Source organism: Saprospira sp. CCB-QB6 (assembly GCF_028464065.1).
Taxonomy (GTDB): Bacteria; Bacteroidota; Bacteroidia; order Chitinophagales; family Saprospiraceae; genus Saprospira.
In genome coordinates this window covers 4,096,976-4,113,229 of sequence record NZ_CP116808.1, presented here as the reverse complement: position 1 = coordinate 4,113,229, position 16,254 = coordinate 4,096,976, and the positions used below count along the sequence as shown (strand labels likewise).

18 protein-coding genes are annotated in these 16,254 nt (G+C 46.5%); 2 read left to right on the top strand and 16 right to left on the bottom strand.

Annotation, left to right across the window (positions count from 1 at the left end; translation table 11 throughout):
* Positions 1-4: 4 nt before the first annotated feature.
* The 13 genes from PPO43_RS15715 to hemB all read right to left on the bottom strand — a co-directional run bounded on the left by PPO43_RS15715 (position 5) and on the right by hemB (position 12,547).
* Positions 5-577 (bottom strand): phosphatase PAP2 family protein, encoded by a 573-nt coding sequence (locus tag PPO43_RS15715; RefSeq protein ID WP_272619538.1) that lies wholly within the window; start codon positions 575-577, stop codon positions 5-7.
* Positions 571-1,305 carry an SAM-dependent methyltransferase gene (locus PPO43_RS15710; RefSeq protein ID WP_272619536.1) on the bottom strand — a complete coding sequence of 245 codons (735 nt, stop codon included), beginning with the start codon at positions 1,303-1,305 and terminating at the stop codon, positions 571-573. Before PPO43_RS15710 ends, PPO43_RS15715 begins: the two co-directional genes overlap by 7 nt.
* A gap of 31 nt (positions 1,306-1,336) precedes the next feature.
* Positions 1,337-2,572: an alpha/beta hydrolase gene (locus tag PPO43_RS15705; protein WP_272619534.1), complete on the bottom strand. Its 1,236-nt coding sequence runs from the start codon at positions 2,570-2,572 to the stop codon at positions 1,337-1,339.
* Between the two features lie 425 nt (positions 2,573-2,997).
* Entirely contained in the window at positions 2,998-3,633 is a 636-nt protein-coding gene (locus PPO43_RS15700) for a PglD-related sugar-binding protein (protein WP_272619533.1), read from the bottom strand.
* 4 nt (positions 3,634-3,637) lie between these two features.
* Complete coding sequence (locus tag PPO43_RS15695; protein WP_272619531.1) at positions 3,638-4,714, bottom strand: DegT/DnrJ/EryC1/StrS family aminotransferase; 1,077 nt, start codon at positions 4,712-4,714, stop codon at positions 3,638-3,640.
* Positions 4,711-5,913: a glycosyltransferase gene (locus PPO43_RS15690; protein ID WP_272619529.1), complete on the bottom strand. Its 1,203-nt coding sequence runs from the start codon at positions 5,911-5,913 to the stop codon at positions 4,711-4,713. The genes PPO43_RS15695 and PPO43_RS15690 overlap by 4 nt, the downstream gene beginning before the upstream one ends.
* The gene (locus tag PPO43_RS15685; RefSeq protein ID WP_272619527.1) at positions 5,910-6,737 is read right to left on the bottom strand and encodes a glycosyltransferase family A protein; all 828 of its coding nucleotides are present in this window, start codon (positions 6,735-6,737) and stop codon (positions 5,910-5,912) included. The genes PPO43_RS15690 and PPO43_RS15685 overlap by 4 nt, the downstream gene beginning before the upstream one ends.
* Positions 6,738-6,747: 10 nt before the next feature.
* Positions 6,748-7,932 carry a glycosyltransferase gene (locus PPO43_RS15680; RefSeq protein WP_272619525.1) on the bottom strand — a complete coding sequence of 395 codons (1,185 nt, stop codon included), beginning with the start codon at positions 7,930-7,932 and terminating at the stop codon, positions 6,748-6,750.
* Between the two features lie 256 nt (positions 7,933-8,188).
* Positions 8,189-8,905 carry an RsmE family RNA methyltransferase gene (locus PPO43_RS15675; RefSeq protein ID WP_272619523.1) on the bottom strand — a complete coding sequence of 239 codons (717 nt, stop codon included), beginning with the start codon at positions 8,903-8,905 and terminating at the stop codon, positions 8,189-8,191.
* A gap of 4 nt (positions 8,906-8,909) precedes the next feature.
* A complete protein-coding gene (locus PPO43_RS15670; protein WP_272619521.1) occupies positions 8,910-9,560 on the bottom strand; it encodes a DUF2490 domain-containing protein in 651 nt (216 codons plus the stop codon).
* Between the two features lie 154 nt (positions 9,561-9,714).
* Complete coding sequence (locus tag PPO43_RS15665; RefSeq protein ID WP_272619519.1) at positions 9,715-10,290, bottom strand: hypothetical protein; 576 nt, start codon at positions 10,288-10,290, stop codon at positions 9,715-9,717.
* Complete coding sequence (locus tag PPO43_RS15660; protein ID WP_272619517.1) at positions 10,272-11,546, bottom strand: replication-associated recombination protein A; 1,275 nt, start codon at positions 11,544-11,546, stop codon at positions 10,272-10,274. Before PPO43_RS15660 ends, PPO43_RS15665 begins: the two co-directional genes overlap by 19 nt.
* Entirely contained in the window at positions 11,546-12,547 is a 1,002-nt protein-coding gene (hemB, locus tag PPO43_RS15655) for a porphobilinogen synthase (protein WP_272619515.1), read from the bottom strand. Before hemB ends, PPO43_RS15660 begins: the two co-directional genes overlap by 1 nt.
* A gap of 187 nt (positions 12,548-12,734) precedes the next feature.
* Between hemB and PPO43_RS15650 the strand changes: the two genes are divergently transcribed.
* Positions 12,735-12,944 (top strand): hypothetical protein, encoded by a 210-nt coding sequence (locus PPO43_RS15650; protein WP_272619513.1) that lies wholly within the window; start codon positions 12,735-12,737, stop codon positions 12,942-12,944.
* 127 nt (positions 12,945-13,071) lie between these two features.
* Here PPO43_RS15650 and PPO43_RS15645 read toward each other — a convergent pair whose 3' ends face one another.
* From PPO43_RS15645 to PPO43_RS15635, 3 genes are all read right to left on the bottom strand, one after another.
* Positions 13,072-14,064 carry a cytochrome-c peroxidase gene (locus PPO43_RS15645; protein ID WP_272619511.1) on the bottom strand — a complete coding sequence of 331 codons (993 nt, stop codon included), beginning with the start codon at positions 14,062-14,064 and terminating at the stop codon, positions 13,072-13,074.
* Positions 14,065-14,068: 4 nt separating this feature from the next.
* Entirely contained in the window at positions 14,069-14,353 is a 285-nt protein-coding gene (locus PPO43_RS15640; protein ID WP_272619509.1) for a hypothetical protein, read from the bottom strand.
* Positions 14,354-14,449: 96 nt separating this feature from the next.
* The gene (locus PPO43_RS15635) at positions 14,450-15,205 is read right to left on the bottom strand and encodes an MbnP family protein (RefSeq protein ID WP_272619507.1); all 756 of its coding nucleotides are present in this window, start codon (positions 15,203-15,205) and stop codon (positions 14,450-14,452) included.
* A gap of 403 nt (positions 15,206-15,608) precedes the next feature.
* Between PPO43_RS15635 and PPO43_RS15630 the strand changes: the two genes are divergently transcribed.
* Positions 15,609-16,106: a hypothetical protein gene (locus PPO43_RS15630; RefSeq protein ID WP_272619505.1), complete on the top strand. Its 498-nt coding sequence runs from the start codon at positions 15,609-15,611 to the stop codon at positions 16,104-16,106.
* The last annotated feature ends 148 nt before the right edge of the window (positions 16,107-16,254 follow it).

The following is a 16,254-nucleotide window of genomic DNA, read 5'->3' as shown; positions in this document are numbered from 1 at the left end:
TAACTCAACCCCAACCCAAGCGCTTATACCCCCAATACAAAACCGCCGACAAACTCAGGCCCAAAAAAGCGCCACAAAGGAGGTCCAAGGGGAAGTGAACACCCACATAGAGCTGCCCATAGGCAATGCTAAAGGCCCAAAGCAAAAAGCCGATCCAGAAGTAGGTTTTATAGGCTTTGTAATCGGTAGAAAGGAGTTGGGCAAAGAGATAGGCCAAGCCAAAATGATTGGTCGCATGAGAGGAGGTAAAGCTGTAGCCGCTGCCACAGGTCACCAGTAAATGCAGTTCTTTTTGTAGGCTGGTCGTGCGGCAGGGCCGCAATCGCATCACATTCTTTTTGAGCAATTGGCTGCTGAAGGTGTCAAAGAGGAGCAGGCCCAGCCCTAGGAGCAAAAGGGGCTGCCAGACTTTGCGTTTGCGCTTATAAATGAGGCTGGTCAAAATGAGAAGATATAAGGGAATCCAAGTTGTTTTTTCTCGCCAAATTGGAAAAATTTGGTCCAAAAAGGGGCTGTGCCAGCCCCCGTTTATGGTTGTAAACAGTTGTTGGTCCCAAGCGATGAGTTCGGCTAGCATGCTTTAGCAATTAAGATCAAACGATTAGAGCTTTCTTCGGAAAAAGGAGCCAGTTGGTAGTTGCCAAATTGGGCCAGAATTTCTAAACCCGCCTGGGCAAAGAGCGCTTGGAAATCGGCTAATAAAAAGCCACGTACTCGCTCCTGAAAGTTAAAGTTTTGGCCTTCGGCCTCAAACCGAATATCCTTAACAATATAGCCGTTTTCTACATAGCGACGAAGATGAAAAAGGACATCTTTTACTTGCTTTTCTTCGGCCAAAACAAGGTTTTGAATGACCTTATGTGCATTCATGAAATCGAGTACAAAAAAGCCATCTTTGGGCAACATGTTTCGAATTTCTTTTAGCGTTTGTAGATGCTCTTCTTCGCTTTCAAAGTAGCCAAAGCTTGTAAAAAGGTTAAATACTGCATCAAATTGGCCCATATTTAATGGCTCTCGCATATCATGTACGGCAAAGCTAAGGCCTTCTTTGGCTTGTTCACTAGCGGCGGCAATGCTTTCTGCAGCTAAATCTACCCCCAAAACTTCATAGCCTTGGCTATGCAAATAAATGGAGTGGCGTCCCTTGCCACAGGCCAAATCTAATAGGCGACTCCCTTTGTCTAAGTTCAAATGAGCCAAAAGATTGCGCATAAATTCTTGCGCTTCTGCTTCGTTTCTGTTGTTGTATAACAAGTGATAATAGGCCGAGTCAAACCAATCGGCAAACCAAGTTGTAGTTGTCATGCATAGTAGTTTTGTGGCCTCAAAACTACGCCTATTCTAGCAATAAAAAAAAGGAATAGCGCTCAAAGCCCTTGGCCGATCGCCCAACAAATTGTTCGATGCTGATACTGATATGTGGAAACTCCCCATCCAATTTTATATAACCAGCGGCTTGCTCGTATTCTAGGCCCAAATTGCTACCGCGGTAATAGTATTGTCCCTGTCGCTGTTCTGGAATACGCAGTTCGATAGCTGCTTCTCCCTCCAATTCTCCCCAAGCCAAATAAGCATCTATAGCGGGTAAATTGGGGAGTTTTAAACGGACGGATTGTTCCGATAAGCGCTCAATTTTCAAGCTTTGCTGCTCCAGAAAGTTTTCTGCTTGCAAGACAAAAAGTTCATCTCCTTTGCTAATTTGACTTTTTTCCTCCACCACAAATTGGCTGTGTTCAATTTCGCCATTGGACCAAGTTCCCACTATTTTGTCTAAGGGCAGGGCTTGTTCATTTTGGACCAAATTGCTGCTAGTTTTGGCGTCCAAAAGGTAGCGTAAGCCTTCTAAAAATAGCCAAAGTTCGGCCTTGTTGTGGCGCAGCTCGGGCATTTCTTTATAAATGTGGTCTATTCCCGCGCTATCGAGTAAACGGCGCGCATAACGCATTCCATTGAGGCGATCGGGCGCTTCTTGCATGCCCATAGTCATAAAAAATCGATAGTCTTTTTCCCTAAAGACTCCTAAGGTTTCGGCTGTAGTGGGATAGCTACAGCGGCTGCCCATCACTAAGGCGCCTTGGTAGCCTTGGGGCTGTCGTTGAGAGATGGCCCAGCTCAAATCGCCACCCAAAGAAACCCCAGTTAGGTAAATGCGTTGACTATCAATTGGGTAGCGGCCCAGGTTGCTTTTTATGTCTTTTTCCAAACGGCGTTCATAGCGTTCAAAACAGGCTTTAAAACCTCGCCAAGAGTGGTCTCTACGGCTGCCTCTTCCTGCGGGTAAGAGCAGGGCAAAGGGCTGGGCTTTTTCGCCAGGAGCGGGCAGGGCGGCAATAATACTGGCCAGTTTTTCTTGGTCCGAATCGCTTTTCTCGCTGCCAGCCGCCTGGGCATAGGCCTCAAACATATAGCGGGCATCTCCGCTAGTAAAAGGGAGCATGACCAAAAGAGGGTAGGGGCCTTCTCCAAACTCTTCTGGAGGCAAAATGAGTTTGCTGGCTACGGGAATATGGCTGCCATAATATTGCGCTTGCAAGCCACTGCAAAGCAAGAGCATAAAAAGTAAAATTCTCATTTCTTTTTGTTTAGAATGATTTAGGGGCCTGCCGCCTTTGGCGGCCGCTATGTTCGGCAGCTCGCTGTTCGCTCGGCCCTTCGCGGGCTGCGCCCGCTCGGTCTGGCCTTCGGCCACTGCCTACCAGCGCTAGGCCCTGCCAGACTAGATCCAAAAATGGTATTCGTCGCTGCGCTCCTCATTCGTCAATATGTCCCCGCCCACCCGCCCCTCTACGGGATTCCTTAAGGAATCCCTCGGGCCGGCTGGCCAAGTTATTGGTCCAAGGCGGGCGGAGTCCGCCTGGCCGCAGGCCGAACGGCATAGCGCTGTGGAGCAGTGGCCGCAGGCCAGACCAAAGCGGCAAAGCCGCTGCAGGGCCGAGCGATCAGCGAGCTGCGCAACCTAGCGCCCGCAGCCCCAAGTTAAAGGGCTGCGGGATGCCCCTAAAAAACAGCAGGTCCTTTAATAATTTTGGCAGGAACGCCAACAGCCGTTACCCCTTTGGGTAAGTTTTTATGGACCACAGCCCCAGCGCCAACCACCACCTCATCGGCAATTTTGATTCCTGGTAGAATCGTGGCATGGGCTCCAATTCGGCAATTTTGGCCAATTTGGACCGCCCCCAAAAGTAGGGCTTTAGGTGAAATCTCTGTATAAGCCCCCACTTTCACTTCATGGTGAAGCTGGGCTCCTGCGTTAATCAGGGCGCCTTCTTCAACACTTACCGAATTGCTGAGCCAAACGCCCTGCATTAGGTTGAGCCCCTTGGCCAATTGGTTGTCAAACTGGCCGATATAGACATTTTGGGCCTGAATACTTTGGAGCTGGCCGCCTGCAGTTTGGCCAATTTGGGCCAAAATTCGGCGGACCTTAGGGCTGCCCACCCCCAAAACAAAATCAGGGGCTAGGGCAAAATGCGCTCGAAGCTGCTCTTCTTGGTACAGAACGGGAAAGCGGTCATAGATCCAAGAGGGCGCTTGGCGGGTATTGTCAAAAAAGCAAAGGCCCTCTAATTGTCCATTTTGGGCAGCAAGTTCTAAGATTTCGAGGGCATGTCCCCCAGCTCCCATAATCAGCATAGGCTTATTTTAGGGCTTTATGAATCACATTCGTAATCAGCTTCATTTCCTCAGCCGAAAGCTCTACATACATGGGGAGGCAAAGCACTCGTTTTGAGATATCCTCGGCAAGGGGACAGTTTTGTTGGCCCACATAATCGAGTAAATTGAGTGCGGGATAAAAATAGCGGCGGGGGTAAATCCAGTGGCTATTTAGGGCTTTGACTGTTTTGAGTAGGGCCTCTTCCGATTCAAAAATGACGGGATAATAAGAATAATTGGGTTGAGCTTGGGCCAAGATTTTAGGTTGGCTAAGGGGAAGGCCTTTGAGGGCCTTATCATAATAGGCTTTTTGGTCCAAACGAGATTGGCGGATGCGGGCAATATGTTTGAGATTGACCAAGCCCATAGCGGCGTGAAACTCAGAGTTTTTGCCATTGACACCCACTTCGGCGAAGCTTTCTGGACCATCATGGCCGAAGTTGCGCATATAGCCAAGGCGCTGAGCAATTTCTTCAGAGGGGCTCATCACGGCTCCGCCTTCAATGGTATGAAAAAGCTTGGTGGCATGAAAGCTACAAGTGCTCACATCGCCAAAAGCGAAGACCGATTGGCCCTTATATTCGCTACCGAAACAGTGAGCGGCATCATAAATGACCTTGAGATTGTGTTTATCGGCTATTTTTTGGATGGCGTCAATGTCGCAGGGATTACCATAGACATGAGTGGCCAAAATAGCAGAAGTATTTGGACCAATATGTTGTTCCAATGAATTGGGGGCAATATTGAGCGTTTCGGGATCAATATCGACAAAAACGGCTTGGCAGTTTTCCCAAACGATACTGCTGGTTGTGGCCACATAAGAAAAGGGCGTTGTTAGAATCTCTCCTTGCAGATCTAGGGCCTTGATAGCAATTTGCAAGGCAATCGTTCCATTGCTTAAAAAATGCAAATAGGGCAATTGCAAATAGTTTTTAAGCTCGGCCTCTAGTTCATTGACCAAAGGGCCATTATTGGTGAGCCAGCCTCTTTGCCAGATGCCGGAAAGATAGGCTTCATATTCGGCTTGAGGGGCCAAAAAAGGTTTGGTTACGTTAATCATAGCGATAATTTGCGAATAATCTGATCATAGACTTCTGCGACTTGAATCGGCGAACGATATTTTTGGGCCAATTCGACAGCTTCGTTACGTTTAGCCAATAAAGGGGCTAAAGTTTCAAAATAATCTTGATAATTGGGTTGAGGAACTTCTAGGTTAATGATAATTCCCCCTTTTTGTTCTTTTTGAATGATATCAGAATCATCTCCTACATTGGCTGGAACTAAAATAGGTAAGCCTGCCGCCCAGTATTCTCCATTCTTGATGGGAGAGCAAAAGGGGCGAGAAGGAGCTGGTTTAACCAAAGAAAAGGCAAAATCTGCTGCAGATAGATAATTGGGCACCTCCTTATGAGCTACTAAATCATGAAAGTATTGATTTTCTGGAAAATCAACTTCGGCAAGTTTAGCTTTTACCTCTGCTTTTGGTGCAGGACTCAATAGACAAAGGAAAAAACGATCCTGATAGTAATCGGCTGCAGCTTTAAAGATTTGAAAAGCTTCCTTATCATAGTAGTTACCGCCAAATTTACCCAAATAGAGCCCAACAACAGTATCTTCTGATAGCCCCAATTGGGCCCTAGTTTTGGCTCTTTCATTTTCATTAAAAGCAAAACGATCTAAAGGGACAGTACAAGGAACCGTATACACTCTATCTGCCGAAATGCCTTCTTGCTCAATGAGCTGCCGTTGGTAGTTGTAGCTCACCCCAACAATGGCATCAGCTGTGGCTTTGGTTTGGGCTTCTTTTTTTCTTTGAAACTGAGTTTTGATGCCATTGGGCGACCAAACCTTCGATTCGACCATATAGTCGGCATGAGGTTCAAAAGATTCCACCATATAAGGGATGCCTAATTTCTGCTTTACCAAATGTCCAATACCACTTGCCATAGAAGAACGGCAAATTAGAAAGTTGGGCTTTAGTTGTTTGGCAGCGGCTAGAATAGTTGATTGTATTCGCCACCAATCAGCTGCTTTGGTGAGCAAATGCAAGCCCATATTTTTAGAGAAAATAGGGGAGTGGGTGGTTTTGGGAATCGGCGGAAACTCGTCCTTAAATTTCTGGTCTTCTGCTCGTTCTACCGTAAAAAAGTGAATAGCCGTTACATCTTCTCTTTGGGCCAATATTTTCAAATGAGGATAAACAGTAGATACGGTTAGGCCCTCTTTAACGCCCCAATAAGAGATATAAAATAGAATCATGCTTTAAAATATCGTTGTAAAACTGGGCCTAGGGCCGAAAATTGTTTAGATCGAAGGTAAGATAAAAACATGATGCGCAAAATTCGCTTTTTGAGGTAGCGAATATGAACCCTCGGAACAGCTTTTAGCTTTTTCACCTCTGCCAATAATTCCCAGTAGCCCATTTCCAAGCCTTTGAGATTAGTCATCGCAGAAGCATTGCCTTGCCGATAACGCAAAACGGGAGTCTGGACTGCCGCATATTGTCCGCCTTCTGCCGCTAACTGAATATAAAAAAGGAGATCTTCAGCATGCGTCATGCCCATTTTTAGCTGATAGTTTTGATTGGGTTGGCATCGAATCATCCAACTGGGACCAAAGAAAGATTGCCCCCCCAAACGAACCAAATCAATTAAGGGATTACCCTGCCAACTGGGCTGTACTTCTCTAATCGTCTCTTGAAGTTGCGCATCTTGAACTAATATTCGCCCATCTACAAAAGTAAGTTGCTCATCCTGAGCAAATAGCGCTAATCGATCGGCTAAACTGTTGGGCGGCAAAGCATCATCCGCATCTAAAAAGCAAAAAAAATCGGCTCGCATTTCTGCTAAAGCCAAATTTCGAGCAGCGCTAACTCCTTGATTTTTTTGATTTAAATAAATGATCCGAGGGTCTTCAAATTGAAGAATAATCTCCTCGGTCATGTCTCGACTACCATCATTTACAATCCGCAATTGCCAATTATTATGACTTTGGGCCAATACAGATTTAATGGCCGTAGCAATATATTTCTCTGCATTATAAGCAGGCATAATGATCGCCACCAAAGGTTGATTAACCGACATAGAAAAAGACTTAATCTAAGAATTGGGCAATTTTTTCTAGCTGTTGCTCATACTGAAACTGCTGTGCAAAGGCCATGCGCTTCGCCCGAAGCTCAGGGCTGTTCAACCGCTCTACTTTCTTCAAACTTTTGGCAAATTGCTCGGGCATATCCTCTAAACGATCAGCCATGACCAATAAATTTTGCCGATCCTTATAATCTTGGGTCGGGCTGGCCACTACCAAGTTCCCCGTGCTCAAATATTCCAATATCTTTTGTGGATTGGCCACTTTGTCCGCAAACTGATCGCTATCATAACAAACCAAAAAGAAATCCATGGTTTGGACCAATTCCGTCATGCGCTTCCGCATCAAACTGCCATACATCCGCACATTGGGCGCGCCCATCAAATACTCTACAAAAGGATCTTCCCAAGTTTTATTCCCCTCTAAGGCCAAATTGCTGTTCTTCACAAATGGCCCAATCATATGAAATTCTACTGTGGGATGCTGCCGAACGAGCTGCTGAAACAATTCTTTGGCAATAAATTCATTTTGCAAATTGCCCACATACCCACAACGCAAACGCCCCGTCGTAAATTGAGTGTTGGCCCGAATCCGCTCCGAACGCTTTTCCGCAGTCACAAAAGCCGGATGCAAAGCATGTTCAAAACGCATTTTTTTGGCCCGACCCTCCGGCAAAGAAGCCAAAAGTGGACTAGAAAGCGCCAAAACCAAATCCGCAGACTGCATAATCGCCTTGGCGTGCTCCGGCTTTTCTTGCCATTCCTCCAAATAAAAAATAGCTTTTTGGGCCCCAAAAATACTCAGATCGCCAAAAGCACAACAATGAAAACTAAAGAGCAAATCAATAGGCCGCCCAAGCAATTTTAATATCCGCTTGGCCTGACTCGCCTCCGAAGATTTTCCCCACAAACCCAATATCGGCTTGGGCAAGCGATAATCTACCACAAATAAATTTTCTTCCTCTGCCTGTGGCGTTACCGAATTAAACTGAGATGGCGGATTGACAAAATAGACCCGATTCCCCCTACGAGCCAAAAAACGCGCATAGAGCTGCCGTGCCGGAGAATCTACTCCCCAAGCCTTAGGCGATAAAATGACTATTGTTTTCTCGCGTAATTCCATAAGGTGCTTGCCATCTGCTTTGAATTCATTTAAATGCAGTAATTCCCCTGCTTTTAAAGCAAAAATCACCGTTTTTAAAGAGTCCTTTGTCTGAAATGCCCAAAACTAAGGCTTTTTTCAAATTTTAAGGAATCTCACTCTAATTTTAAAGCTTTGTTTTTTTGGGCCCGCGGCCGCCCTTTATAGCGGGGCGGCCGCCGCTAGGCTCCGCGGCTCGCTGTTCGCTCGGCCCTGCAGCGGCGTTGCCGCTTCGGTCTGGCCTGCGGCCACCGCTGCGCAGCGCTGGGCCTTTGGCCCTGCGGGCCATGGGGGCTTCGCCCCCGATTTATTGGCCCAATTCCCATTGGATGCCCTGACAAGCATAAAGGGCCGCGGTTTCGGTCCGCAGACGGCTATGTCCCAAACTAACAGACTGAAAACCCGCTGACTCGGCCATTTCCACTTCCGGCCAAGAGAAGTCACCCTCCGGGCCCAACAAAATTAAAATTTCCTCCTTAGGCCCGATAGTTTTTGGACAAGCTGCTTTCAACAAAGGCAAATCCGCAGAATGACAATGGGCAATGAAACGATGCTGGGCCTTTTGCTGAGGTAAAAAATCAGAGAGCTTCTCTAGCTCTCCCCATTCGGGCAATACCCACTTATGCGATTGCTTAGCCGCCGAAAGAGCAATCCGCTCCAAACGGTCCATCCGAACCTTTTTGCGCTCCGACTGCTGGCTCAAGAATAAACTGATTTTATTCACGCCAACCTCTACGGCTTTTTCTACCAACCACTCCATACGGTCTATATTTTTGGTTGGGGCCAAAGCCAAATGCAAAGAAAAGGACCAAGGCAAAGGCCGCTCTTCTTGCTCCAATATATCTAAGAGGGCTTCTCGCTTGTTCGTTTTGGCAATCTGCCCCAAATAATAATGTCCCCGACCATCAAAAAGGTGGAGTTGGTCCCCCTCTTTTTTGCGTAAAGTTTTGCAAGCATGACGAAATTCGTCTTCTTCAAGTATAGCTTGTTGTCCCTGAATGTTTGGACAATAAAAGAGTTGCATAGTCTTAGTTAATAGCGTAGATATAATAAATCTTTCCCCAAATTTGCTGCCGTAGCACCTTGGGCCGAAAACGGAGCCGCTGCTCTAGCCCAAGCAGTAAACGCCAAGCGCCTGCCGATTGATAGCCTAAGGAAAAGGCCAAACGATTTTCATATTGCCAGCCCTGAGGCCGCCAGCCAGGCAGCAGCTCTTCGGAGGCCTGCCAATATAGCTCTTTTGCATTGATTTTTTGGCCCATAAGGGGACGTTCTAGGGCCAGGCGATAGCGCAAGCGATATTCTGGCCGCCGCTGAGTTCCCCAGTTGCCCTCCAAACGAAAACGATGGCCCAACTGCCCAATGGATAACTTTTGGCCCCAAGATAACTGCTGAATAAAACGATGACTAAAGGCTTGTCCCGCATCTTGGGCCAAACGATAGCCCCAGGCCAATTTAAAGCCCCTATGGGTTTTGTAATCTAGAAAGTATTGGGCATTGAAACTACTATGGGCCAAAGGCGGAAACTGAGCAAAATGCTCTAGCTTAAAGCTTGTTCGCCATTGCTTATTGTGGTCATAACGCAGCAATAATTCAGACAAAATACCTTGCTCTTGCTTAAATTCTTGAGCATAAAGCAACCCACTATTAAAGAGGAAAAAGAAAAGAATAAACCGCATAGAGAAAGAAATTGGATCGGCTTCCCTGGCCCAGCGCTGCGGAGGGGTGGCCGAAGGCCAGACCGAGCGGGCAACGCCCGCAAAGGGCCGAGCGAACAGCGAGCCCCGCAGCATAGCGGCGGCCAGCTCTGCTGGCCGCGGGCCCCAAAAAAAACTAATAATCTAATTGCCAGCTACTGGCGTCTACTTCTATCAACTGCTCTTGCCGAAGAATTTGGCCATCTGTTGTAAATAGAAATTCCCAAAGCTGCCATTTTTTATTCTCTTTTTTACCTTTAATAACTAGCTCATAGGCCTGATTGGCATTGGCTGTTTGGCCTTGAAGGGCTTTGGCTAAGGCCGTTTGAGGGCCAGTGAATTGCAGCTGTAGCTTTAGGATTCGATAATGCTTAAATTGCTGTTTGAGCAGTTTGCGAATCTGCTCTTTGGTCTGGGGCTTGAGCTTTTTCCATTTTTTCCGAATTTCAATTTCTTCTAATTGCCCCTGAGCATTGTATTCCACACTATGGCAATGGCCCTGATAGCGAAATTTGGCCTCATAGCTATAGCTCTCCTTTTGGTATTCTTTGTAAAATTTGGCCCTTTTAGGGAGTTGGCCATAAAGCTGTTGCAGGCTTTCTTGCATAGCAGAAGGGAGCTTGTCGTAGCGACAGCGCTTTTCAAATTCTACTTTTTGGCCCAAGAGGCCAAGGGGCAGAAAAAGCAGGAAGATTAGCGATATTTTTTCCAATACTGATCGAGTTTTTGTTTAAACTTATGCTCTTGAGCGTTTTGGGCGGGCTCGTAAAGTTTGTGCCCCCGCAGGGCTTCGGGCATAAATTCTTGCTCTACAAAATGGCCGGGATAAGCATGAGCGTAAAGATAGCCATCGCCAAAACCCTCTTGTCGGTCCTCTTGAGAGCGGGGATTCCGGAGGGCCAGAGGCACCTCTAGTTGTCCTGTCTTTTCTACTAGTTCCATCGCCTTGTTGATGGCCGCATAAGCAGAGTTGCTTTTGGGCGAACAAGCCAAATAAATCACTGTTTGCGAGAGAATAATCCGAGATTCGGGATAGCCAATGCGGTCTACGGCTTCAAAACATTGATTGGCCAAAAGGATGGCATTGGGGTTGGCCAGTCCAATATCCTCACTAGCCGAAATAATCAATCTTCGGGCAATAAACTTGAGGTCTTCGCCTCCCGCCAACATGCGGGCCAGCCAATAAAGGGCGGCATTGGGATCAGATCCACGGATAGATTTGATGAGGGCAGAGGTCACGGCATAGTGCCAGTCGCCATTTTTGTCGTAGGCGGCCAGATTCTCTTGTAGTACCTCGGCCAATAAATCGGCAGTAATGCGCAAAGGCTGCTTGGGATCGCTATGGCTACCCACCAACAACTCTAAAATATTGAGCAGTTTACGGGCATCTCCGCCAGCGTATTGTTGCAGGGCTTCGGCATCGACAATCTCTACCTCATATTGTTGTAGCAATTCATCTTTGGCCAAGGCTTGCTCCGCAATAGTTTGCAGTTGCTGGGCCGTTAGGGGACGCAGGCGATAGATTTGGCAGCGGGAGCGCAGGGCCCGAATGACCTCAAAAGAAGGATTTTCGGTGGTGGCGCCCAAAAGAGTCACTACTCCTTGCTCTACAGCAGAGAGCAAGGCATCTTGTTGCGATTTGCTAAATCGGTGAATCTCATCGATAAAGAGCAAAGGACTTTTCCCTTGTTGAAAGAGGTTTTGTTTTTTGGCTCTTTGTAGCAATTCGCGCAATTCTTTCACTCCAGCATCTACGGCAGAGAGGCTATAAAGTTGGCGACCAGATTCTTGGGCCAGCAAGCGGGCCAAGGTCGTTTTGCCAATACCCGGAGGTCCCCAAAGAATAAGGGAGGGCAATTGGCCCGAGTTAATCATGCTGCGAAGAGGGGCGCCTGCACCCAACAAATGTTCTTGGCCCATATAATCATCTAGGCTTTGGGGGCGCAGGCGTTCAGCTAATGGTTGCATTAAAACTTGATTTTTCCAGCCTTGGCCATTTCTGCATAGGCTTTGGCAAAATAACTCAAAATGACTTTGGCCCCAGCGCGGTGGATGCTCATAAGCATTTCGGGCATGGCCTTTTCAAAGTCTAGCCAACCCTTTTCGCAAGCAGCTGAGAGCATGGCACATTCGCCACTTACATTATAGGCGGCAATAGGCAGCTCAAAGTTTTGGTTGAGCAAAGCAATAATGTCGAGATAAGGAAGAGCGGGTTTTACCATCAAATAATCGGCCCCCTCTGCGGCATCCAATCGTCCTTCAATAAGGGCTTCTCGGCTATTGGCGGGACTCATTTGGTAGGTCTTTTTATCTCCAGCTTTTGGGGCCGAGTCTAGCGCATCTCTAAAGGGGCCATAAAAAGCCGAGGCATATTTAGCGGTATAAGACATAATAGAGGTATGGCCAAAACCGGCCTGGTCTAGGGTCTGGCGAATATGCGCTACACGGCCATCCATCATATCGCTGGGACCAATAATATCTACCCCAGCTTGGGCTTGGGCCAAAGCCATTTTGCTCAAAATGGGCAGGGTTTCATCATTTAGAATTTGGCCAGATTCGTCTACTAAACCATCGTGTCCGTCTGAGCTATAAGGATCCATAGCCACATCGGTCATCAGGCAGGCCTCAGGAAACTCCTCTTTGATGCGGCGCAAAGCGTGCAGATAAAAATTCTCTTCGGCATAGCTGTAAGAAGCCACTTTATCCTTCAAGTCTTCGGCCACAGCCGGGAAAAGCACAAAGCTCTGTAGACCCAAATTCATACAGCTTTCAATTTCCTTCAAAAGAAGTTCTAGGCTCCAGCGGTAGTTGCCGGGCAAAGAGCTCACTTCTTCTTTAACGCCTTCTCCTTGGACCAAAAAGAGGGGATACATCAAGCGATCTACCGTAAGATGATGCTCTTGAATATGTGCTCGAACTGCGGGGCTTTTTCTATTGCGGCGGGGCCGACTTTGATTATATGAAAACATTTTTTATCGGTTTGTTCTGGCCGAAAGTTAAAAATAAGCGCCTTAAAAACGAGCACTTCTTCTTTTTTTTACCGCAAACTGACAAAGCCGCTCGGCCAAGCTCCCTAAAATTAGAATGCCTAGAATTCTGCTTTGTTTTTAGTCGGCTTGTTGTATCTTGGCCGCATTAAAAAATGACGAATCGCTTATGCAAACAGAAAAAGAACAGGCCGCATTTATGCGCAGTGTACAGTATAAAACGTATGGATTATTGGCTATAAAGGTTGTCGTTATCGGCCTGCTTTATTTTTATGTAGAAAATGACCCTTGGATGAACTGGCTCTTACTAGCTTATTTGCTCTTCAGCCTTGTTCGCACTTATCAAATGATTAAGAAGGCAAAAGCAGCTATCCGTTAGTGATTAGCCCCAAAGGGGCGCCAGTTCAACGAAGTAGAGGCCCTACCCGCCCAACAGGGCGGGCCGGGCCTCTAGGTGCAGAGAAGGACACACCAAATCGTAAAGAAACTCATCGGAAACTCTTCCCTCAATCTGTTCCCTGTACAAAATCCCAATCGGTCAAACTTTCTAAAAAGGCGATTAGGTCAGCTTTTTCTTGGGGTGAGAGTACAAAGGCCTGTATTTCTGGGCTCTTATTAAAGTGGGCTTCTCCGCCAGCGGCAAAGAAATCAATCACTTCCTCTAGATTTTGTATGCTGCCATCATGCATATAGGGGGCGGTTAGCGCAATATTTCGAAGGCTAGGCACCTTAAATTTGCCAATATCGCTTTCTAGGGCAGTCACTCTTCGGCGGCCTGGATCTCCATTGTAGTTATAATCGGCATAAAGGCCAATATTGATAAATTCCTCATTAGAGAAGTTAGGGCCTGCATGACAATCTCGGCAGCCCTTATCCTGAAAAAGTTGCCAACCTCTTTTTTCTTGGTCATTTAGGGCGCTGCTATCGCCTTGATAATAATAGCGATCAAAAGCCGATTGGCCCGAAAGAAGGGTCCTTTCATAGCTGGCTATCGCCCGTGTTAGGGCAAAAGTAAGGGGTTTGCCTGGATAAGCCTTTTCTAAAAGTGGGGCATATTCTGGATGCCGAGCGAGCCGCTCGACAACCCCTCCCAAATGAAAATCCATCTCGGCTGTGTCTTCTATCGGGGCCACTACTTGCAGTTCTAAGTTGGGGACCCCGCCATCAAAGAAAAAGTTTTCTCGATAAATTAGGTTGGTCAAAATAGGCGCATTGCGAAAACCTAAGCGGCCCGCTATTCCTGGTGAAACGACCTTGTTGTCCGCAAACCCCAAGGCTCTAAAATGACAGGAACCACAAGAAATACTAGAATCTCTAGACAAAATAGGGTCAAAAAAGAGCCGCTTGCCCAGTTCTACCCGCAAAGCCGTAGGCAGATTATCTTCGGGCAGCTCAACTTCTGGAAAGCCAGGGGGTAAGGCCAAGGCATAGGCTTGCTCTTCTTTTTGGCAGCTAGATAGCAGGCCAAGAACTAGGAATAAGGGGAGCAGATATCGCATAGGCTTATTTTTGGGCCAATTGAACTAATATTTGGCGGATTTTGAGCAGTTGCCCCATAAAGACAAGAATAGAAAGACTCAAAGCACCCAAGGCCAACTCATAAGATTGGCCATTATTAACAGCATAAAGCGCCCAAGAAGAAAAAGCCAGCATCAAAAAATGAGTTAGCCAAAAATTAAGGGCTGGAAGAGGAGTTTGGGGCGCTAAGAGTAAAAACAAAATCTTGTTTCCAATCGCAGCACCAGCATATAAGGCCACTGCTAAGAGGACTAAAAATAAATAGGTCATAATGATAAAATTTAAAAAGCCAGAACAGGCCAACGCCCGTTCTGGCCTAGCGGCTAATGCCTAGCATTAACCTATAATAAAATGAATCGCAGAATCTTATTCTACACCAAAGGCCGTAGCCATGTTGTTAGCCACTTTAGTCGCCAAAGGCATGTTGTTCATGGTGTGTGTGCTATAGTCATTAGCCAAATCAGTATTCGTCAATACTGTGGCTAGATCAAATTCAACCTCAATAGTAGCTTCTTCGCCCTCCATATCCTGATGAGCCATCAAAGAAACTTCGCGAAGCATATTGTTTGTACCAATATGCCAGTTTGCAGCAGTATCAGGAGTGCCATCGCCATCTGTGTCTACTTCACCTTCTATTTTAACAAAGATATACCCAGAGCTCCAACTCCAGTGCATTCCTGGGTTTTGCGCAGCCAAAGGGTCATTGGCATCACGGCTTGTAAAATCGGCTTCTGTTTGGCTGTTGGTCAAAGAATCTACTCCAATATTAAATTTGAGCATGTGCAGATGGTCGCCAAAGCTAGCGGGAATTGTCCCTAGAGCATAATCCATCTGGCTAGGCTTAGCCAAAATGTAAAGGTCCTCAAAGCTGTGCATATTATTGTCATCATCCATAATATTGACGCCAGAGATGTAAAATTGAGCTAAGGTAAATTTTACTGCTACACCATCAATCGTATAAACTTGGTCATAGGCAAAGTCTTCTGTACCTACTTTGTAGTGCAAATGCATACTAAGGTCTGTGTCTGTGGCTGTTTCCTCATCTTTTTTACAAGATCCCATAGAAAAAACCAAAGCAAAAGCAGCAATAGCTAGGCTAAATTTAGATAGTAGATTAAACATAAGTTGGTGAATTAAATAAGTGATTTAATGTAGTTGTTTGTCAAAAAAAAGATTAGGTTTTGGGGCCTCAGCGGCGCTTCGCTTGCTGCGCTACGTTTCAGGGCTCGCTCTTTGCTCGGCCCTTCAGCCGCCTTTGGCGGCTTCGGTCTGGCCTGCGGCCACCCTTTCACATCGCTAGGCCGTTCTGCCCCTGCGGGGCAGTAGCGGCTTTGCCGCTATAGAAGTCCATCTGGCTTTTATTTTATCTTGTGAAACAATGGACAAAATTCCCTATCTTTCGGCCCTTAATAAGGGCAAATATAGAAGGCGGAATAAGCATTTCCCAATCTTTTTTTGCTCTCAATAAAGATAGTTTTTTTTAATTTTCTTATTAGTGACATTTGTTGTATTAAACCTGCCAGTTATGCGAAATACAAGCCTTTTTATCCTTTTAGCAATTTTCCTTTCTGTTACTGCTTGCAAAAAGCCAGATCCTGTCACAGTAGAGCAAAAAAGACCTAATTTTTACCTGCCTGCCGAATTGGGCAATATTGTGCTCAATATGAGTTTGCAGGAGTTGCAAGCTAAGCGTCCAAAAATGCAGCGTATTGATTATGTGCATAATGCGCTCTCTTTCCGCAAAGAGTTTTATGAAGAAATTGGCCGTGATAGCATCAAAAGAGTTTATTATTATGTAGATACAGAGGCGCCTCGGCCCTTGTATGAGATTTTGGTAGAGTATCAGGACCAAAGCTATATGGCTGAAGAAGCAGAGCGCTTATTGGGAAAACCCAATGCGAACAATGGGACCGAATGGTTGTTTGATTCTCGTCAGGGCTTTAAAGTTCAGGCTTGGTTATATGAAAACCGTTTGGTCTTTGCGGGCCAAATTCCAGGTACAGAATGGAGTGAAATCGAGTAATTAACCTTAACCCAAACAGCCAAACGCTAGTTGGCTTAGGGATGGATAGGGGGGCGGCGAAGCCGCAGACCAAGGAGCAAAGCGACGCAGGGCCGAGCAGTCCTGCGAGCCCCGACACAGCCCGGCCCGCCCAAAGGGCGGGCAAGCC